This window comes from Natrialba swarupiae, from assembly GCF_008245225.1.
Taxonomy (GTDB): domain Archaea; phylum Halobacteriota; class Halobacteria; order Halobacteriales; family Natrialbaceae; genus Natrarchaeobius; species Natrarchaeobius swarupiae.
Map to the genome: position 1 here is coordinate 54,463 of NZ_VTAW01000009.1, position 18,689 is coordinate 73,151.

An 18,689-nucleotide genomic window follows, 5' to 3' on the forward strand; every position below is an offset into this window, starting at 1 on the left:
GGGACGGTTGGGTTACCCAACCAGGAAAATAACGACGATCGCGAAAATGACGAGCGTTTCGGGTAACACCGTCATAACGATCCCGGGAACGAACATATCATCGTCCTCGGCGATAGCGCCGACGGCGGCCGCACCGATCCCCCGCTCGGCGTAACCGGATGCGAGCGCGGCGAGACCGACGGAGATCGCCGCCGCAGCCTCGGCGTAGTTCTCCGCGACCGCGACGTCAGATTCGTTCGTCTCAGCGGCCTCCGCCGCCTGCAGTGCAATATCAGCGAGCTCGGGTGCGTTTTCGATCATGATTAGTGCGATATGCGGATTGGATTTCTCCGAACAGGCGTATCTGTCGCTGCTCCCCTCATAAAACTCTCGAAAGAATTCGACATAGCTAAACCGTATCAACAGATTTCGCCCGATCGTGCTACAAATTGGCAAAGATAGTTCCTGACGGGTTCGAGACAGTATCGGCTGAAACGATCGACGGACCGAATCCGTTCGCTCAGGTGGTGTCGAGCCGAGACCGGTGTACGAGTCCACAGTGGGACTCGAGTCAAGCGACAACGGCGCGGAAAAAGACGAAGCGTCGATCAGTCGGCCGGCTGGACCGTCTGCTCCTCACCGAACGGCTCGTACTCCTCGCCGCCGCCCTGGTAGAACTTCTGGAAGAATTCCACGTACTCGAGACGTAGCATCTGGATCCCTGCTGCGGTGATGCCGAGCAGGAGGACCAGGATGTGCCCGAGGACGAAGACGACGATGGCGGCGATGATCGCGATCGCCGAGACCAGGATACCGTCGCCGGCGTGGACGAGACCGACGAATTCGGGCGAGAGCTCTCCGTACTCGTACCCCGAGATCTCGGTAATGTGCAGTCCGGGGTAGTTGAAGTACGTGTAGCCTGCCTCCGTCTCGTAGGCGCCGAAGACCAGCAGATTGACCGCGAACGCCATCCCACCCTTTGCGAGCAGGACCGCGACCATCCGCAGGTACGAGAGGACGTGGCCGAACGCCCACGCCGGAATCTCGAAGACGCCGGCGATCCCCTCGCCGACGCCGACCATCACGCTGCCGACGAGGAACATCGCGATGCCGAGAATGCCGACGATCTCCGGAAGGCCGGCAAAGCCGAGGAACTCGTAGAGAACGGCATCAGGGCCGGTTCCAACGAGGAACTCGGGTTTCGTCTCGCTGAACGCGAGGTCAGCGGGCAACGCGGCGATACCGTGTTCGATGCTCCCGGCGTCGCCGTGAGAGAAGATCCAGATGAACAGCCCGTTCATCGCGAGGATCCACGACAGTCGCTCGTAGACGGCCGCCTTCAGCCCGTGGCTGAGGTCGTTGACGAAGCCCAAGATGAGGCCGATGTTGAGGTGGATGATCCCGAACAGGATGCTCAGGATGATCCACAGCAACGCCCACTCCGAGAGCTGGAGGCCCTTCGAGAGCGAGCCGGCAAGCGGCAGGAAGCCGAGTCCCACGTCCGCCATGTGGATGCCGAAGATGTCGTCGTACAGGTAGCCGAAGACGACGGTGAACGCACCGGCCCAGATGCCGATCGTTCCGAGCGCCTTGCCGGCGTCGGAGTCGAAGTACTTCCAGCAGCCATAGCCCATCAGCATGTAGAGGATCCCGTAGCCGATGTCCCCGATCATGAACCCGAACGCGAACGGGTAGGTCAGAAACACCAGCAACGTGGGATCGAGTTCGCTGTACTTGGGCTGGCTCACCATCTTCACCAGCAGTTCGAACGGCTTCGCCGGCGTCAGGTTGTCGAGGATAACCGGCGGATCCTCGTCCATCGTGACGGCACCGCTCGAGCCGGCGGCGCCGGCCGCCCCGGTCGTCCCGCCGTCAGTCGCGGCCTTCTGACGCGCCGGCTGTGACGCTTCGGCGTCGTCTGCGTCATCGTTGCCACCGTCGCCGTCACCGCCGCTGCCCGTGTGGGCCTCGGCGCCGTGTTCGTGTTCCTCGTACTCCGCGACCTCGAGCTGTTCGATCTCGACGCTATCGCCGACGGCGTCGGTGACGGCGTCGACGAATCGGTCGTACTCGGAGGCGGGAATCCAGCCCTCGGCGATGAAGGCGTTGTCCGTCGTCGCGAACTGCAACGGTGCCTCCGCGCGCTGGACCTCGATGCTCAGCTCCTCCTCGAGGCGCACGAGGAAGCCGCCGTCGTCGAGTTCGATCTCCTCGAGGTCGGCGTCGATCCGGTCGAGTTCGTCCTCGAGGTCGCGTTTCTCGTCGGTGAGTTCGCGGACGTACTCCTCGGGACTCTGTTCGGTCTCCGGGACCGGGTGGCGGGTGAACTCGATTCCGACGAGCGCATCGTCGACGAGTCCGTCGGTCGACTCACCCTCCGCAGGTGCGGCGACGATCGCGACGACGTCGCCGCCGGTCAGGATCTCGTACGCGCGGATCTCGTCGGCCGCCTCGAGGGCCGATTCGACCTCGGCGTAGGAACCCTCACCGACGAGGACGTCGACGCTGTCGTACCCCGAGAGCAGATCGGGATCGATCCCGAGTTCGGCGAAGGGGTCGACGCGATCGATCTTCTCCTCGACCAGACGTAGCTCCTCGCGGGCCTCGGAGTGTTGGTCGTCGAGTTCGTTTACCCGCGTCCGGATCTCCTCGAGTCGCTGCTCCCAGTTGTCGTCGACCGTTCCGGCGGCCGTCTCCTCACCGGAGATATCGAGCGTGCTCTCGAGGGCGCGGACGGTCACCAGCTTCTCGGAGGCGTCGTCGGCCCCCTCGATCGGGTTACCGTTGTCGAACCCCTCCCAGGAGCCGTCGTAATCCGAGAGATGAACCAGGTTCAACTCGTGGATCGTCTCGATGACCGTGGGCATGACGCCCTTCGAACCGGCCATCGAGACCTTGCTCATCTGCTCAGGTCTGAGCATGAACGTCCTCCTGGAACAGGTCGACGACGTGGTCGGTTACTTCCTCGACCCGTTTTTCGGCGCGCTCGGCGAGCGCCGCACGCTCCTGTTCGCCCTCTTCGAGGACGCGCTCACACTCCTCATCGATCTCGTCGCGGGCCTCCTCGAGGCGTCGCTCTTTGAGATCGCGCGCTTCCTCTTCCGCGTCCGTGCGAATCTCCTCGGCACGTTTCCGGGCCTCGGCTATTCGCTCGTCGCGGTCATCTTCTGCCTCTGCGACGATGTCGTCGGCATCGTGCTCCGCCGACTGAATTCGTTCGAGAACCTCTGGCCTCGGCATACTCTAAGCAAACGAACGTTTGCGACAGCGCGTATATGGTAGTTGCGAAAGTCCGCCACGACACAGACGCTTTGCGAACGCAGTAGTCCCGGATTAGCACGGATCGTCGAACAGAACAGTAGACATATCCCGGTCGGCGCGAAACGTGCGTTCAATGGGAGTTCTGGAACACAAGGCCCGTGCCCGGCTGTTCTACAAGTATCTCTCCAGGGTCTACGATCGAGTCAACCCGTTTATTTGGACCGAAGAGATGCGAACGGACGCGCTCGGCCTGCTCGACCTCGAGCCGGAGATGACCGTCCTCGACGTCGGCTGTGGCACCGGATTCGCCACGGATGGGCTACTCGAACACGTCGACGAGGTGTACGCACTCGACCAGAGCGAACACCAACTCGAGCAAGCCTACGCGAAGTTCGGCAAGCGAGCGCCGCCGGTGACCTTCCACCGTGGTGACGCCGAACGACTGCCGTTCGCGACCGACACGTTCGACGTCGTCTGGTCCTCCGGTTCGATCGAGTACTGGCCGAACCCGATTCTCGCCTTGCGGGAGTTTCGCCGCGTGTTGAAACCCGGCGGCCAGGTACTCGTCGTCGGCCCCAACTATCCCGACAGCTTCCTCGCCCGCAAACTCGCGGACTCGATAATGCTCTTTTACGACGAGTACGAGGCCGATCGGATGTTCAAACGCGCCGGCTTCGAGGAGGTCAAACACGCCTTTCTGGGCCCCGCCTACGATCCGGACGTTGCGATCACGACGATCGGCCGCGCGCCGGAGTGACCTCGGGCGCGTGACGGTCCCGATCGAACGACCACCGTCTCGAGGCGTTCGGCGACCATCCCCGTCCGTCAGACTGTGATCGTCTCGAATCGTCAGGCGAGGTCGTCCAAACTCAGGTCGCAATCGTCTCGAGGGTCGCAATCGTCCGGTCGTCGACCGCGAGTCGGACCGTCACCGTGTCGCCCGCAGTCGGCACTGGGTCGTTCGTCTCGGCGACGAAAACGCTCGCCCGCTCGCCGCTTCGCCACTCCGGATCGGCCTGCTCGTTGAACGGCCCCGTCGGCGTCCCGTTGAATCCGCTCGCGCCTGCGACCGGAACGGGCGGCTGTTCGGCTAGCCCCTCGCCGTCGACCGCGACGACGACCGAGAGCTCCCGAACGTCGATCGGATCGCCCGCCACGTGGTCGATCGCGATTTCGACGTCTTCGGCGTCCGTGTCGACCGAGAGATCGAACGCGGCGTTCGGCCCCGTCGACTCGAGCGACCACGTGGCCACGCCAACTGCGACGACACCGGCCAGACAGACGGTAATCGCGAGCAACGCGACGACGCCGACGAGTGGACTGAGAGCGCGCCCGCTCTCGCGGCTCCGACTGCCGCCGAACAACGACGACCCGTCGGTCGGCGTCACCGATCCTCGGTCGGTCCCAGTCACGCACCTCCCTGGCCGCGCCTTCCAATATAAACGCCCGGCTTCTCGCCCCCGCGTTACGTCTGTCGCTGTCCTTTTCGGAAACGAGTAATAAGCGAGACGGGAGCCGCGGCGTCTGTCGTCCGTCAGTACTGCCAGTTGCCGTCGACCGTCGCTTCGACGGTTCCCGAGTCGGTCTCCGCGATCAGTTCGTAGTTGTCGTCCGGCGGGAGAATCCAGCGGCTCCCGTCCACGCCGGTCTGTCCGACCTCGTGGTCGTCGATCGAGATCGTCGCCGGGACCGGATCGCCCGTCGACTCGTCCGTGACGACGACTTCGGCCGGCCCGTTCGCCGGCGTCTCGTTGAGCGTCATCTCGAGTCCGTCGTTGGTCCAGCTCTGAGAGGAATCGACCGGCAACGAGCTGACCGATAGCTCCTGAAGTTCACGGTGGACTTCGCCGGAGCCGCCGTCGAGGTAGATCTCGAGGTGGTGGTCGTCGAGGACGAGGCGGACGAGGTGGGGACCTGACCCGAGCGGATAACTCGGACTGCCGCTATCACTTGCCCACGGATACAGTTCCTGACCGCGCTCGAAGGCGGGGTTCGTCTGGTCTTCGATCTCCGCGAACTGATCCGACGAGTGCGGTTCGCGATTGTCGAACCGTGTCGTCTCGGAAACGTAGGTCGATCCGTCGAGGATCGAGACTCGATATCCGTGCTGGGACGTTTGCAGGCGAATGTCGTACTCGGTGTTCGGATCCACTCGCTCGCTCGCCAGAGCGAGATTCGTCCGTATCGGCGTCCTGTGGAATCCGAGCGTCGCCTCGGTTGCATCCCGTTGCTGGTTCGACAACGAGTACCCCGGTACCATATCCGCGTGCTGATTCAGGTCGTCGAGTGCGTTTTGCAACGCGACTGCTTCGTTGTAGTTTCGCAACAACATCCGGACGGCTTCCCCGTCCGATCGCTCGCCGTTCGCGTGGCCGCGGATGATCTCCTCTTCGCGCTCCTCGAGTTCGAGTGCGCGCTCTTCGATTCTATCGTGTGCGTCCTCGATCATCGCCGCCTGCTCGTCCGGAGAGGCAGTATCGAACTCGCGTTCAGCGATCACGTACTGTTCGTGGTCGATTCGCAACTCGTCGTCGCTGCTCGCGAGAACTGTGCCGAGATCGGTTCCGACGTGTGTGTAGCTGGTGCCAGCGTCGCCGATCGGCAGGCGGTTTGTCGTTCCATCCACCTCGACCGGCGTTTGTTGTGGGGACTGGTCCTGTACGCTTCCCGACGACTCGAATTCCGCGAGACCGCTCGAATCCGCGGCGACGAGCGTCATGGCGGGAAGCGAGCAGACGAGAAGCAACGCGAGGAGGGCGGCAGTCGCGCTGTTCATCGGGCCACGGTACGCGTTCCTGATACAAAAGCGGGTCGCACTCGAGACGGGCGCTACCGAACGATTCTCGGACGGCGAGACCGGCTACGACGCGCAGTAACGCCGTATTTTTGTATGGAAAGTGTTTTTTCCCCCGGGAAACCACCCGTTGTTAGGTATGCGGTTATCCACCGCTGTCACAGTCGCCCTCACAGCCCTCCTCGTCACCTCGATGCTCGGGATGGCGGCCGTCTCGCCGTCGGCCGCACTCGAGTCCGAGCCCGACCCGGCGGTCGCTGTCGATCCAGCGACGGCGTCCGTCGCCGAACCAGGTGACCGCGTGAGCGTCCAGCACTCTCCCGCGTCGACCACCGCCGACGGGTCGCCGCTCTCACCCGCGGATCCCTACCAGGTGATCCGGATCAACCTCACCGACGACGGCGACGCCCGCTGGTCGATCGAAACGCGGTTTCTCATCACCGACGACGAAGACGAAACCGTCTTCGAGGAGTACGCCGCCGAGGTTGCCGCCGGCAACCGTGACGTCGGCTACGAGAGTACACAGTTCGACGCCGTCGTCGCCGACGTCGCCGCCTCGAGCGGACGCGAGATGAGGATCGAAGACGACGGCTGGGATCAGCCACGAATCGAAGAGCCCGAAGACGAGTACGACGACGATGTCCGCATCGGCGTCATCTCCTACTCGTTCACCTGGACGGAGTTCAGCCGGGTCGACGAAAATCGAATCTACTTCGATGATACGCTCCAGGCGGACAATGGCTCCTGGCTGGATCTCGGCGACGGCCAACGGCTCGTCATCGAGTCTCCGTCAGGCTACTTCCTCGAGACGCCCACCGACCTCGAGTGGGACGGGCCACACGAGTTCGAGGAAGGCGAACTCGACATCATCTTCGTCCAGGGCTCGGGCCCAGCTGGACTCTCGCTCGAGTACCTGCTGGCCGGTCTGATCATCGTACTCGTCGGCGGATTCGTCCTCTATCGCGTCTGGCAGTCCGCCGACGAGGAGCGGCTCCCGGACTGGCTTCCCGCCTCTGCTCCGTCGAGCGCGGAGAGCAGTTCGTCTGCATCCACACCGACGGACTCGGGCGGTGGACAGACGGTCCCGGACGACCGTGCGGACGGAGATCTCGCGGGCCCGTCGTCCACCAGTATCGAGTTCAACGAAGAGATCGACGACGACGTCGATCCGGAACTGTTGAGCGACGAGGAACGGGTCCTCAGGATGCTCAAACAAAACGGCGGCCGAATGAAACAGGCGAACATCGTCAAAGAAACCGGCTGGTCGAACGCCAAGGTATCACAACTGCTCTCACAGATGGACGACGACGAATCGATCGAGAAACTCCGAATCGGTCGCGAGAATCTCATCACTCTGCCGGAAGTCGATCCGACGGAGATCGATTAGCTCTCCGTTCTGTCGGAAGGCGGTGTGTCGCCGCCGGAGCACACGACATCCGTTGACCTCCTCCTCCGCGTAAACGCGGAGGAATCCCACCATGGGATTTCAGGCCCAGCGTTGTGGCCTGTTGGTTTCAAGACGCATACGTTCCACACGTCTCTTGCTGGGTTTCAGCATCGGTGTGGCTGTCTTGCGGCCCGGTCAAAGAGGTCGTTCGAAAGGCGTGAGTTCTGGCAACGGTCGATGTAGTTCTCGACAGTTTCGGTGGAGACGTGCCCGGCTGTTCCGGCGTAGTAGCCGCGTGCCCACCGGATTTTCTCGCCGTCGTGGTCGGCATGGCGGTGGTTGTACTTCCGCGAGGAAATGCCCTTGAACCAGTTGGTAAGCAGTGCCGGACTGTGCTTGGGCGGGCTACTGACGAACAGGTGAACGTGGTCGGGCTGAACAGTCAGGTTTTGAATTTCTAACCCCTTCTCGTCGGCAATTTCGTGGAGGATGGATTCCACACGGTCGGCAACCTCTCCCGTCAGTACCGCGTTGCGGTATTGAGCGGACCCTTGGTCCGCGATATCCGCAGAACCGTCGGTTCTGCGAGACTTCGGGAGCCACACGAGGTGGTAATTGAGGTTGTAGGTTGCGTGCCGTGTGGTCTTCATCCGTGCTACATACTATGATCATGTAATGGCAAATATATTGCGAAATCGGTGGGAAATCCAGCCCTGCAATAGAACTGTGGATTATCACACTATCTGTCTGCTCGACCCCCGCCTGTTCGTTTCTCGGTTCCGACAGAGCGTCGGAACAATCGTCACTCACGGGAAGGCGGGGGTATGCGCTCGTATCTCTATCACGTGAACGTCGCGAGGACGACACTCCCGACGACGAGAACCAGATACAGACCGAGAACTGTCCGCGAGGACGGATAGACATCGAAGCGCCTCTCGAGTCGTCGACGGATTGCTGGAATCGCCACGATGCCAGCCGCGGTCCACGAAACTCCGATAATCCACCCACCGAGGAGCAACGTCCCGTAGTGGAAGCCACCGAGTACCAGCAACGACGACCCCCCGAGAAACGTGAGCGTGCCCACGACATATGCGAGCACGCCCAGCCCCGTGATCCCGCGGTTGGCATCGCGGACGATCTGCCACGACTCTCGCTCGTCGATCTCCTGGCTGTCCGCGACGTCCTCGACCGCCGACAAACGCATCGAGCCACAGTCGTTACACGGTGGATTGTTCCGGTTGTGGACCCGACCGCAGTCCTCGCAGACGAACGAAACGCTCGTCGCGCTCTCGACTTCCACTTCCTCAGCGAGACTCACACAGACCTCCTGACCGGTTTCGTATCAGACATCCATACGCACCCACTGGCATTAATGTTTCAACAGAAGGTAATAATTTATCGGTTCTATCAAACGATAGATCACTCGTCGATCGACTCTGCTGACTCGAGACAGAACGACAAAACACCCCTCACTCGCTTCGCTCGCTCGCGGTCGAACCACTAGGCCAACGGCGTCCGCTCGACCACTTGCCACGTGCACCTTTTTCTGCACCGGTTCGTTCCCGCCGGTCACTCACCCCTCGCGCAAAAATCTGCACCAAAAAGGCCGCTCGCTTCGCTCGCGGCACTTATGCTAGTGGCGTCCGCTCGACCACTTGCCCGTCGTAACTCGGATACTGTTCGACGATTTCGCCCTCCTCGAGGTCGCCCTCATCGATCATCTCCTCTAAGAGCCACCAGGCGACCTCGACGTGGTTCGTCTTGACGGTGTAGAACTCCTCGGGGACGCCGAGTTCGGCGAATCGCTCGGGATCCACAGAGGTCTTCCCGTAGACGAGCGTGCCGTCGTCGGTGACGTCGTCGAACTCTCGGCGGACGTTGCGAGCCATGCGTTTGAGTCGGCGGCGGTGTTGGGCTGCGTCTTTGAAGACCGAGGTACAGAAGTAGACGCGCTCGTGGTCGCCCATCACCTCGAGGATTTCCTCGCGGGTGCCGCCGACCGCGCTCATGTGGTCCTCTTTGAGTTCGAACCCGTTTTCCTGCATCCGGCGGTAGTTCCCCTGGGACATCTCGAACTCGTTGACGTTACAGAACTCCGCTGCACCCTCGTCTAAGAACTCGAGAAACTCCTCTTCGGCGCGGATACCCGGTATCTCGAAGGCGGGGGTCAGCCCCTCCTCGCGGGCGATATAGAGGATCTCCTCCCACTCGGTGCCGTGGAGCTCTCCCCACTGCTCGAGCGGCGGGTGGAACCGGATTTCGTCGAGTCCGGCTTCCGAGAGCCGGCGCATGTTCTCCCGACCGCCGGTGATCCCGGTGTAGAGGTGCGTGTGGTGGTCCTCGCCGAACTCGTCTTTGAGCAGCGAGAGGTAGTGACAGGTCCGGTCGAGGGCCTCCTGGGGCTCGCCGCCCGTAATGGAGGTGCCGAGTGCGTCCATCCGCCTCGCCTCGGTGAGGACGTCCTCGTCGTCCTCGACGAGACGTTCGTTCGCGTAGACGTCGGTGACGTTCTTGCGGTTCTCACCGAGCGGGCAGTAGAAGCAGTCGCGCTGGTCGCAGTAGCCGTAGACGAACAGGACCATCTTCCCTCCTTTCGCACACTGCTCACAGCCCCTGGAGATCATTCGATTACACGTAGCCAGCCGAGCCTCAAAAGCCGTGCGAAACGAGGATGGCCGTCCGTTCGGACCGATCGGTCGATCACGCGAAATCGATCGACCGCGGCATCGACTTGCGGTCTCCAGAAGACGGAAATACCGTCGAGTGCAACCACGAACCGATGCTGCTGGTCCTCTGTGTCGACCTCGACGACGACCTCGGCCGGAAGACCGGCTTCTCGACCCCGGTCATCGGTCGCGAGCCGGTCGAGGAGGCCGCGGTCGCGCTCGCGACCGCCGACCCCGAGGACTCCGACGTCAACGTCATCTTCCAGGGCTTGCACGTCTACGACGACCTCTCGGCCCGCGACGAGAGCGTCGAGGTCGCGGTCGTCACCGGCAACGAGGAAGACGACGTCAGCGCCAACCGCGAGGTCGGCGACGAGGTCGACACCGTCCTCGCGAGCCTCTCGACCAGCGAGGACGTCACCGCGCTGGTCATCACCGACGGTGCACAGGACGAGTCCGTCATCCCGATCATCAGATCGCGAGTCCCGATCGACGGCGTCCGCCGGGTCGTCGTCCGGCAAGCCCAGAATCTCGAGTCGATGTACTACACGATCAAGCAGGTACTCGACGACCCCGAAACCCGCGGGACGGTGCTCATCCCGCTTGGCATCTTGCTGTTGATCTACCCGCTCGCGCTGATCGGGAGCGCACTCGAGATGCCCGGCTTCGTTCTGGGGACGACCTCCGCGTTGCTCGGGCTCTATCTCATCTCTCGAGGACTCGGACTGGGCAACCGCCTCGATACCGCCGTCGAGCGCGGCCGACGGCTGCTGTACGCCGGCAGGACGACCCTGCTCGCGTACGTCGTCGCCGCCGCGCTGGTCGTTCTCGGCGGCGTCCACGGGCTGAACGAACTCGAGGCCGTCCGAGAGACGACGACCGCCGACGTCGGCGCACTCGCCGTGGCGGCCGCGATCGTCTACGGCTCGGTCCAGTGGGTCGCCGCAGCCGGCGTGACGACGAGCCTCGGGCAGATCACCGACGAGTACATCGCCGATACCCTCGAGTGGCGCTATCTCAACGCCCCTTTCTACGTGCTCTCGATGGCGATCGTCCTCCACGCAGTGAGCGCTTTCTTCCTCGATCGCGTCGACGTCACCTACCTCGCGACGGCGCTGACCGCCGGGACGTTACTCGGGATCGTGAGCACGCTGACGTTCGCCGTCGTCGAATCCCGGTTCTCGGAGCCGGAGAACCGTGAAGCGCGTCCGTCCGAGAGCGCGTAGCGTCTATCGCTCGCGTTCGACGACGAACTCCGCCAGATCGAGGAGATACGATCTCGTCTCGGGGTCAGCGACATCGACCCGTTCGAGCGCGTCGATGGCTCGGTCGGCTTCGGTTCGGGCACGCCGGTTCGCTTCCTCGGGCGTGAGGTCGGTTACCTGGACGACCGACGGACGTTTGAGCGCGGCGTCGTGTCCGGTGGGCTTGCCGAGTTCCTCGGGGTCGGCGACCGCGTCGAGCACGTCGTCTCTGATCTGGAAGGCGACCCCGACCCGTTCGGCGTACTCCCCGAGCGCTTCGACGGTGAACGGATCGGAGTCGGCAGCGATCGCACCGAGTTCGGCCGCTGCCCGGAAGAGTGCCCCGGTCTTTCGTCTGGCAAGGGTCATGTACTCCGCTTCGTTCGCCGGTTTGGCGGCGAGTTCGGTCGCCTCGCCGACGCCGAGTTCGACCATTGCCTCGGCGACGACGCGGGTCGCGTCCGGATCAGCCGAAAAGAGCGCGAACGCTTCCCCGAGTAACCCGTCACTGGTGACGATCGCCGGCCCGTGGCCGAACTCGGCCCAGGCGCTTTCCGTGCCTCGCCGGAGCTCCGATCGATCGATGATGTCGTCGATGACCAGCGAGGCGTTGTGGACGAGTTCGATTCCGACACCGAAATCAACCGCGTCTTCGGGGGTCCCCCCGACGGTCTCGCAGGCCAGCACGGTAATCATCGGTCGCACGCGTTTTCCCCCCGAGAGGGCAACGTGGCGAACTTCCTCGTTGAGCGTCTCGGGGTCGACTCCGTCGACGACGTCGACGAGACGCTCCTCAATCAGCGCCCGACGGCGCTCCAGAAGTTCCATTGACGGTCTTTAGGAGGGGGTCAAAAAGTAGGTGACGGTTCGTCGAGCCTTACGTTTCGTCGTCGACCTGCTCGAACGTGAACGTCTCGTCGAATGGATCGTCTCCGTCGGATCGATCGCTCGAGTCCGCGGTGTCGCTACCGTCGCTTCCCGCGTCGTCACTTCTCGCGTCGTCGGGACCGTCGCTCGTGGAGTGATCGTCGACCTCGCCGTCGTCACCGTTCGGGTTGGCGCCTTCGTCGACGTCGCCGGCATCCGCTCCACCGCCGACCTCGAGCGCAGGGACGGGTTCCTCGTCAACCGTCTCGTCGGTGTCGAAGCTCTCGAGGGTGGCCGAGAGATGTCCAGCACGGCCGGCGAGGTCGTCGGCGCTCTGTGAGACTTCGGTGAGTGCGGTCGTCTGTTCCTCGGCGGCGGCCGCGACGGTCTCGCTTTCGGCGCTGGTCTCTTCGGCGATCGCCGCGACGTCGTCGACCATCGCGACGACCTCCTGGGTCGAACTCGCCTGTTCGTCGCTGGCCTCGGAAATCTCCTGAATCCCGCCGTTCGTCTCCTCGGCGTAATCCGCGATCTCCTCTAAGGCGTCGGCGGCCCGTTCGACCGAGTCGGTGTGTTCCGTGACTCGATCGCTGGTCTGCTGGACTTCCTCGGCGGCCCGATCGGTCTGGGATTTGATCCGCTCGAGGCGGCGCTCGATGTCGGCGGCCGCGTTCTTGGTCTCCTCGGCGAGATCCTTGACCTCCCCGGCGACGACCGAAAAGCCCTCACTCGAGTCGGCGGATCGGGAGGCTTCGATGTTGGCGTTCAGCGCCAGCATGTTCGTCTGCTCGGCGACCTCGCTGATGAACTCGAGGAGCTCGTCGATCTGTTCCATCTCGCGTTCGAGGCGGGCGATCTCCTCGACAGCGGCTTCGGATTCTGTCTCGATCTCGGTCATCCCCTCGAGAGCTTCCTGGGCCGCCTCCCGGCCGCGTTCGCCGGTCTCAGCTGTTCGCGCCGCGAGGTCGGCGACCTCGTTCGAGGAAGCGGCGATCTCTTCGGTCGTCGTCGAGAGGCCGTTCATCTCGTGGGTGACCGACTGGAGGTTCTCGTTCTGGCGGTCAGCACCTTCGGAGATCTCCTGGACCGACTCGGTGACCTGCTCGGAGGCCGATCGGACTTCCTCGCTCGAGGCGGTGACCTGCTCGGAGGCGGTGGCGACTTCGGTCGCGAACGATTTGACCGTCGCCGTCGTCGCCTCGAGTTCGGTGATCATCTCGTTGAACTCGGTCGCGATCGACGCCATCGCCTCGCTCTCGCTTTCGGGGTCCATCCGCGCGGTCAGATCACCCTCCGCACACACTTGCATCACCTCGCTGTACTCGTCGGCTTTCGTCTCGAGATGTTCGTTCATCGCCTCGGATTCGGTGCGAGCCTGTTCGGCCTCCGTTCGCGCCGACTCGGCCTGGTGGATCTGCATCTTCAACGACTCGCGCATGCTGTCGAGACCATTGTACAGCCGGCCGATCTCGTCCGTTCGAGACGTCTCGAGGTCGACATCGAGGTTTCCGGCTTCGATCTCGCCGACCCGGTCGCGGAGTTGACCGAGGGGGACGACGGTCTGTCGACCGATGACGACGCCGACGACGCCGAGTGCGATCAGACTGGCAAGCACCATCTGGAGGACGTTCGATCTGACGTCGTCTGCGACCCCGTAGGCCTGGTCGGTCGGCACGCTCGTCACCGCGACCCACTGCGTGTCGGGGATCGCGACGTACGCCTGAACGTACTCCTCACCGTGGACCTGCGTCGCGCGACCGCCGAGTGCGGCGTCGACCGCATCGTCCTCGAGCGAACCGTCCTCGAGCGTGAGGCCATCCGCCTGCAACACCTGGGTTCCGTCACCGTCGACGATCGTCGTCGACATCGCCGCTTCCTCCTGGTGGAGCTGATCGACGCGGTGTTCGAGCGTCGTGACGACGACGACGACCCGATCGTCGCGTTCGGTAACCGGACTGGCAAACGCCATCACCTGATCGTCGAGCGTCGACGACTCGTAGGCCTGCTCGGAGTACCAGACCGCTTCACTGAACGGGAACTCCTCGTCGAAATCGGTCTCCGTCCACGGCTCGTCGAGATTCCCGAGGTCCGTCTCCCGGTGTTGTGCGTCGGTGCTCGTGACGACCGTTCCCTCCGCGGTGTCGACGTAGTGTATCGCCCGAACGTCCGCGCTCATCCTGGCTTGCTCTTCGACGAGTTGGCCCTGAATGGCCGGCGGGTTATCCTCCTGGAGCGTCGGTGACGACGACACCGTCCGCGTCTGGATACGCATGTTTTCGATCCAGTCGCCGATCGCATCCGCCTGCAGTTCTGCCGTCGATTCGATCTGTTCGTCCGAATCGGTTCGGACCGTTTCGTCGATCTCGGCGTAGCTCACGGCGCCGACAGCGCCGATAACGAGAACTACCGCCAGAATCGAGATCACGAACTTCACCAGATATCGCCGTCTGATAACCGATGGAACTAGTTTTGCGAACATATTACGTACTCACCCTGTCGATTTCGGTTATACCGCTTCCCGCCGTGTCGTCGAACCGCCAGTACTCGAACGTCGCATCCGTCACGTCTCCGTTCTCGTCGAATCCGAGCGGACTCGAGGCACCCTGATACTCGACGTGCTCGCCTCGAGCCGCGAGATCGATCCCCTCCGCGAGCGTCTCCGGTCCGATCAGTTCGCCCGGCCCCTCGGTGACGATCCGCATCGCGTTGCCGACCGCCGCTCCGTCGTTCTCGCCGGCGAAGGCGTTCGCGAGCAACATGACCGCCGTCGCGTCGTACGCGTGGGCGGTAAACACTCCCGGCTCGGCGTCGTACTGTTCCTCGTACAATTCGGCGAAGACGTCTTCGCCCGGTCCGCCGACGAGCGGTGCGGTTCCACGGATGTGGTTGATCGTGTTCTCGGTCATCTCGTGGAGGGAGCTATCACGCAACCCATCCGTCGCCAGAATGTAGATGCCCGGATCGTGGTCGATCAGCCCGTCGAACAGCCCCGCGCTCGTCTCGGGATAGCCGATCACGACGACGAGATCGGGATCGCCAGCAGTCACCGCCTCGATCACCTCCTCGTCGTCGGCTCCCCCCTCGTCGAACGAGACCTGTTCGGTCACCGTCCCGTCGTGATTGCCACGGAACGCGCGGGCGAACGCCCGGCTCAGCTGCCAGCCGTAGTCGTTGTTCACGTACAACGTCGCCGCACGCTGGGCGTTACGTTCGGTCGCCGCCCGTTCCGCGAGAACGACCGCCTGCAGCGAGTCCGATACCGCGGTTCGGAACAGCAATCCGGCGTCGTTCACCGTCGAAATCGTCGGCGTCGTCGACGCCGGCGAGCAACAGACCGTTCGGTGGGGGACGAGCACCTGCTGGGCGACCTGTAACGTGACGTCCGAGGCTGACGCCCCGTTGACCATCGGGTAGCCGGCGTCGACCAGCCCTGAGGCAGCTTGAACGCCCACCGACGGAGAGGTTTCCGTATCCACCACTTCGTACTCGATTTCGGGGTCGACCTCGTCTGCGACCTGTTCGATCGGTAACAGTGCACCGTCCTTGATCGGTTCGCCCACCGACCCGAGATCGCCGGTGAGCGGATGCATGACCCCGAGTCTGATCGTCCGGTCGGTCGGACGGGTCTCCACCTCGCTTTCGACGTCGCCCGTCTCCGACCCGGGATCCTCCTCGAGACACCCTGCGAGGCCGCCGACACCAGCGGCGACGCCACCTGAGAGGAGTTCCCGTCGTTTCATTCGATACGGCATACGCGTTTCCTCTCAGTACTGGCGTATAATTATATTGCTACGTTACTAAGTAATTATATGAGAGTATTATAAAAATGCGTGAAACGAGTGGCGGAATCCTATGACTGCCCACGTGAACGGTTTCCTCGAGTCGAGGATCGATCGTCGGAGGAGCCGACGGGGCGTTCCCGTTACTGGAACTGCTCGGTCAGCGCCGGAACGACGTCGAAGAGGTCGTCGTGGATGGCGTAGTCGGCGATGTCCATGATCGGCGCGTTCGGATCGGTGTTGATGGCGACGATCGTCTCCGAGCCCTTCATCCCGGCGACGTGCTGGACCGCGCCCGAAATCCCGATCGCGATGTAGACGTCCGGCGTGACGACCTTTCCGGACTGGCCGACCTGCCGGTTTTTGGGGAGCCAGCCGTTGTCGACGATCGGACGCGACGAGGAGACGGTGGCGTCGAGTGCGTCCGCGAGGTCGTGGATGATCTCGAGATTCTCCTCTTCGTCGATACCGCGGCCGACCGAGACGAGAACGTCGGCGTCCGCGATGTCGACGTCGCCGCCGGCGACCTCCTCGAAGCCGTTGACGGTCGAACCGAGCGCCGCGTCGTCGATCTCGACGTCGAACGACCTGATCTCGGCGTCACCGGTCCCCTCGGCTTTGGGCCACTCGGCTCCGCGGATCGTGACGACCGCCGGCCCCTCGAGTTCGACGGTGGTCTCGACCTTGCCGCCGTACATCTCGCGGGTGGCGACGAGCGTCTCGCCGTCGCTCTCGAGGCCGATTGTGTCGGTGACGATGGGGCGCTCGAGGCGTCCGGCGAGGGCAGGGGCGTAGTCGAGGCCGTTGACGCTGTTCGGGACGAGGACGTACTGGGGGTCGATGTCGGCGGTGAGCTGTTCGATCGCCTGGATGTAGATATCGTGGTTGTACTCCTCGCCATCGCTAACGGTGTGGACGACGTCGACGCCGTCGCGGTCGAGTTTCGCGGCGAAGTCGTCGACGGTGCCGCTGATAACGACGAGATGGAGGTCGCCGCCGAGGTCGTCGGCGAGTCCGCGACCGGCGGTGGCGATCTCGTAGCTGACGTCGCGAAGCTTACCGCGGCGGTGGTCGGCAATCGCGAGCACGTCGGTCATTGTGCCACCCCCTTCTCGCGGAGCAACGAAGCGAGATCGCCGGCGGTGTCGTCGGCACCACCCTCCCAGACGGTGACGTCGGTCTCGCTTTCGGGTTCGTACATCTCCGTCAACGCGAGCGCGGAGTCGACACCCTCGATGCCGAGGTCGTCGAGCGTCTGCACCTCGAGGGGTTTGCGCTGAGCCTGCCGGATGCCTCGGAGGCTGGCGTAGCGCGGTTCGTTGATACCGGTCTGGATGGTGAGGACGGCGGGGAGGTCGACGTCGGTGAGCTCCTCGACGCCACCCTCGAGTTCGCGGCGAACCGAGGCCGTATCGTCCGCGAACTCGTGCTCGAGGTGGTTGACCACGGCGGCCCACTGGTAGCCGACGCGGTCGGCGAGGGCGACGCCGGTGGCACCGAAGCTGTCGTCGCCGGTCTGGACGCCCGAGAGGACGAGATCCGGCTGCTCGTCGTCGACGACGGCGGCGAGGAGGTCGGCTTTGGTACCGGGGTCGAGAAGTCCGACATCGGCGAGATCGTCGTCCCAGACGCGGAGGGCCCGGTCGGCACCTTTCGCGAGGGCCTGACGGATGGTCTGGTCGGCGTCCTCGGGGCCGATAGTGACCGTGACGACCTCGTCGGCGAGGTCGGCCTCCTGGAGCTGGACGGCCTCCTCGACGGCGTAGTCGTCCCACTCGTTCAGGTCAGCACCGAGATACTGGTCAGCGATTGTTGTCCCGTCGATCTCGAAAGCGTCTTCGACGGTGGCGACTTCGGAAACCGTAACGAGGATCTTCATCGGTATCACTGCAACGTCCGGGCCGTAAACGTTTTCGAAACCTCGAGTCCCTCGTTTGCCGTTCATTCTCCGGTCTGTGGTCGATCAGTTTCAGTGGAACCGTGACCGCCGGTGGGTGGGGAGTATCGTCGCCGGTCATACCATCTGCTGTCCGTGTTGACGACGGTCAGTCTCGTGTCCGCCATTCGGATCCATCCGGCACGCTCGAGGCCCGTACCGAGACGGAAACGGTTTAACGACGCCTCCGGTACTACGGGTATGGCAGACTGTCCACTCGCCGACGACTGTCCGAGCTTTTCCGAACGGATCTCCGGAATGGGGTGTAACCACTACGGAGACCGGGGTGGCAAGGAGTGGTGTAACCACTACAGCCAGCCGATCGAGGATCTGAAGACCCAGCCCGTCAAATCCGGCGAGGAGGTCGTTATCGACGTCGTCGACATGCACGAAAGCGGTGCCGGCGTCGGTCGCACCGAGGACGGATTCATCGTCATGGTCGACGGTGTCCTCCCGGAGGCCAGAGCCCGCGTCGAGATCACCCGCGTCCACAGCAATCACGCACGCGCAGAAGAACTCGAGATCCTTCCGATGCCCGACGACGAGGACGACGAGGAGACGGACTCCGGTGTCGACGCGGGGGGCGAGACGGACGATGACACCCAGTCGGACCAGCGAGAACAGTTGGGCAGTCGAGAGAACTTCTGGGGCTCCTGAACACCCCCTCGAATCGAGGAATCGTAATCCGCTCGAACAGTCGACGGTGGACAGTCGAACCGACGTGTGGTCGTGACGGTCATCGACGGTGCAACAAGAGGTAAGTGCGTGTTTCGTCT

The 18,689-nt window shown here is 63.4% G+C and carries 17 protein-coding genes; 4 read left to right on the forward strand and 13 right to left on the reverse strand.

Features of this window, described 5'->3' with window-relative positions; genetic code table 11:
* Positions 1-12: 12 nt before the first annotated feature.
* The 3 genes from FYC77_RS08835 to ahaH all read right to left on the reverse strand — a co-directional run bounded on the left by FYC77_RS08835 (position 13) and on the right by ahaH (position 3,219).
* Entirely contained in the window at positions 13-300 is a 288-nt protein-coding gene (locus tag FYC77_RS08835) for a hypothetical protein (RefSeq protein WP_149081137.1), read from the reverse strand.
* A gap of 287 nt (positions 301-587) precedes the next feature.
* Positions 588-2,900: a V-type ATP synthase subunit I gene (locus tag FYC77_RS08840; protein WP_238386863.1), complete on the reverse strand. Its 2,313-nt coding sequence runs from the start codon at positions 2,898-2,900 to the stop codon at positions 588-590.
* On the reverse strand, positions 2,887-3,219 hold the full coding sequence (ahaH, locus tag FYC77_RS08845; protein ID WP_149081138.1) for an ATP synthase archaeal subunit H: 333 nt from the start codon (positions 3,217-3,219) through the stop codon (positions 2,887-2,889). The genes FYC77_RS08840 and ahaH overlap by 14 nt, the downstream gene beginning before the upstream one ends.
* A gap of 154 nt (positions 3,220-3,373) precedes the next feature.
* Here ahaH and FYC77_RS08850 point away from each other — a divergent pair, with 154 nt between their 5' ends.
* Entirely contained in the window at positions 3,374-3,997 is a 624-nt protein-coding gene (locus tag FYC77_RS08850) for a methyltransferase domain-containing protein (RefSeq protein WP_149081139.1), read from the forward strand.
* 112 nt (positions 3,998-4,109) lie between these two features.
* Here FYC77_RS08850 and FYC77_RS08855 read toward each other — a convergent pair whose 3' ends face one another.
* Positions 4,110-4,604: a type IV pilin N-terminal domain-containing protein gene (locus FYC77_RS08855; protein ID WP_149081211.1), complete on the reverse strand. Its 495-nt coding sequence runs from the start codon at positions 4,602-4,604 to the stop codon at positions 4,110-4,112.
* A 170-nt stretch (positions 4,605-4,774) separates the two neighbouring features.
* Complete coding sequence (locus FYC77_RS08860) at positions 4,775-6,016, reverse strand: DUF7096 domain-containing protein (protein ID WP_149081140.1); 1,242 nt, start codon at positions 6,014-6,016, stop codon at positions 4,775-4,777.
* A 157-nt stretch (positions 6,017-6,173) separates the two neighbouring features.
* On the opposite strand from FYC77_RS08860, the gene FYC77_RS08865 reads away from it, so the two are divergent.
* Positions 6,174-7,421: a helix-turn-helix transcriptional regulator gene (locus FYC77_RS08865; protein WP_202911799.1), complete on the forward strand. Its 1,248-nt coding sequence runs from the start codon at positions 6,174-6,176 to the stop codon at positions 7,419-7,421.
* A 164-nt stretch (positions 7,422-7,585) separates the two neighbouring features.
* On the opposite strand, the gene tnpA is transcribed toward FYC77_RS08865, so the two are convergent.
* From tnpA to FYC77_RS08880, 3 genes are all read right to left on the reverse strand, one after another.
* Entirely contained in the window at positions 7,586-8,071 is a 486-nt protein-coding gene (gene tnpA, locus FYC77_RS08870; RefSeq protein WP_149081141.1) for an IS200/IS605 family transposase, read from the reverse strand.
* A gap of 191 nt (positions 8,072-8,262) precedes the next feature.
* Positions 8,263-8,739, reverse strand: coding sequence for a hypothetical protein (locus tag FYC77_RS08875; protein WP_149081142.1), 477 nt, complete (start codon positions 8,737-8,739; stop codon positions 8,263-8,265).
* A gap of 310 nt (positions 8,740-9,049) precedes the next feature.
* Positions 9,050-10,045 (reverse strand): radical SAM protein, encoded by a 996-nt coding sequence (locus FYC77_RS08880; protein WP_149081143.1) that lies wholly within the window; start codon positions 10,043-10,045, stop codon positions 9,050-9,052.
* 155 nt (positions 10,046-10,200) lie between these two features.
* On the opposite strand from FYC77_RS08880, the gene FYC77_RS08885 reads away from it, so the two are divergent.
* Complete coding sequence (locus tag FYC77_RS08885) at positions 10,201-11,313, forward strand: DUF373 family protein (protein ID WP_149081213.1); 1,113 nt, start codon at positions 10,201-10,203, stop codon at positions 11,311-11,313.
* 3 nt (positions 11,314-11,316) lie between these two features.
* Here FYC77_RS08885 and FYC77_RS08890 read toward each other — a convergent pair whose 3' ends face one another.
* The 5 genes from FYC77_RS08890 to FYC77_RS08910 all read right to left on the reverse strand — a co-directional run bounded on the left by FYC77_RS08890 (position 11,317) and on the right by FYC77_RS08910 (position 17,856).
* On the reverse strand, positions 11,317-12,159 hold the full coding sequence (locus FYC77_RS08890) for a polyprenyl synthetase family protein (protein ID WP_149081144.1): 843 nt from the start codon (positions 12,157-12,159) through the stop codon (positions 11,317-11,319).
* A gap of 49 nt (positions 12,160-12,208) precedes the next feature.
* Positions 12,209-14,677, reverse strand: a complete 2,469-nt coding sequence (locus tag FYC77_RS08895) for a methyl-accepting chemotaxis protein (protein ID WP_149081145.1) — start codon at positions 14,675-14,677, stop codon at positions 12,209-12,211.
* A gap of 1 nt (position 14,678) precedes the next feature.
* Positions 14,679-15,950: an ABC transporter substrate-binding protein gene (locus FYC77_RS08900; protein ID WP_149081146.1), complete on the reverse strand. Its 1,272-nt coding sequence runs from the start codon at positions 15,948-15,950 to the stop codon at positions 14,679-14,681.
* 170 nt (positions 15,951-16,120) lie between these two features.
* Complete coding sequence (locus FYC77_RS08905; protein WP_149081147.1) at positions 16,121-17,074, reverse strand: electron transfer flavoprotein subunit alpha/FixB family protein; 954 nt, start codon at positions 17,072-17,074, stop codon at positions 16,121-16,123.
* Positions 17,071-17,856 carry an electron transfer flavoprotein subunit beta/FixA family protein gene (locus tag FYC77_RS08910; RefSeq protein ID WP_149081148.1) on the reverse strand — a complete coding sequence of 262 codons (786 nt, stop codon included), beginning with the start codon at positions 17,854-17,856 and terminating at the stop codon, positions 17,071-17,073. The genes FYC77_RS08905 and FYC77_RS08910 overlap by 4 nt, the downstream gene beginning before the upstream one ends.
* 258 nt (positions 17,857-18,114) lie before the next feature.
* Here FYC77_RS08910 and FYC77_RS08915 point away from each other — a divergent pair, with 258 nt between their 5' ends.
* Positions 18,115-18,570, forward strand: a complete 456-nt coding sequence (locus FYC77_RS08915; protein WP_149081149.1) for a TRAM domain-containing protein — start codon at positions 18,115-18,117, stop codon at positions 18,568-18,570.
* Positions 18,571-18,689 lie beyond the last annotated feature (119 nt).

Coding starts and splice junctions, on each gene's coding strand:
- FYC77_RS08835 (WP_149081137.1), bottom strand. CDS start 300: ATGATCGAAAACGCACCCGAGCTCGCTGATATTGCACTGCAGGCGGCG.
- FYC77_RS08840 (WP_238386863.1), bottom strand. CDS start 2,900: ATGCTCAGACCTGAGCAGATGAGCAAGGTCTCGATGGCCGGTTCGAAG.
- ahaH (WP_149081138.1), bottom strand. CDS start 3,219: ATGCCGAGGCCAGAGGTTCTCGAACGAATTCAGTCGGCGGAGCACGAT.
- FYC77_RS08850 (WP_149081139.1), top strand. CDS start 3,374: ATGGGAGTTCTGGAACACAAGGCCCGTGCCCGGCTGTTCTACAAGTAT.
- FYC77_RS08860 (WP_149081140.1), bottom strand. CDS start 6,016: ATGAACAGCGCGACTGCCGCCCTCCTCGCGTTGCTTCTCGTCTGCTCG.
- FYC77_RS08865 (WP_202911799.1), top strand. CDS start 6,174: ATGCGGTTATCCACCGCTGTCACAGTCGCCCTCACAGCCCTCCTCGTC.
- tnpA (WP_149081141.1), bottom strand. CDS start 8,071: ATGAAGACCACACGGCACGCAACCTACAACCTCAATTACCACCTCGTG.
- FYC77_RS08880 (WP_149081143.1), bottom strand. CDS start 10,045: ATGATCTCCAGGGGCTGTGAGCAGTGTGCGAAAGGAGGGAAGATGGTC.
- FYC77_RS08885 (WP_149081213.1), top strand. CDS start 10,201: ATGCTGCTGGTCCTCTGTGTCGACCTCGACGACGACCTCGGCCGGAAG.
- FYC77_RS08890 (WP_149081144.1), bottom strand. CDS start 12,159: ATGGAACTTCTGGAGCGCCGTCGGGCGCTGATTGAGGAGCGTCTCGTC.
- FYC77_RS08895 (WP_149081145.1), bottom strand. CDS start 14,677: ATGTTCGCAAAACTAGTTCCATCGGTTATCAGACGGCGATATCTGGTG.
- FYC77_RS08900 (WP_149081146.1), bottom strand. CDS start 15,950: ATGCCGTATCGAATGAAACGACGGGAACTCCTCTCAGGTGGCGTCGCC.
- FYC77_RS08905 (WP_149081147.1), bottom strand. CDS start 17,074: ATGACCGACGTGCTCGCGATTGCCGACCACCGCCGCGGTAAGCTTCGC.
- FYC77_RS08910 (WP_149081148.1), bottom strand. CDS start 17,856: ATGAAGATCCTCGTTACGGTTTCCGAAGTCGCCACCGTCGAAGACGCT.
- FYC77_RS08915 (WP_149081149.1), top strand. CDS start 18,115: ATGGCAGACTGTCCACTCGCCGACGACTGTCCGAGCTTTTCCGAACGG.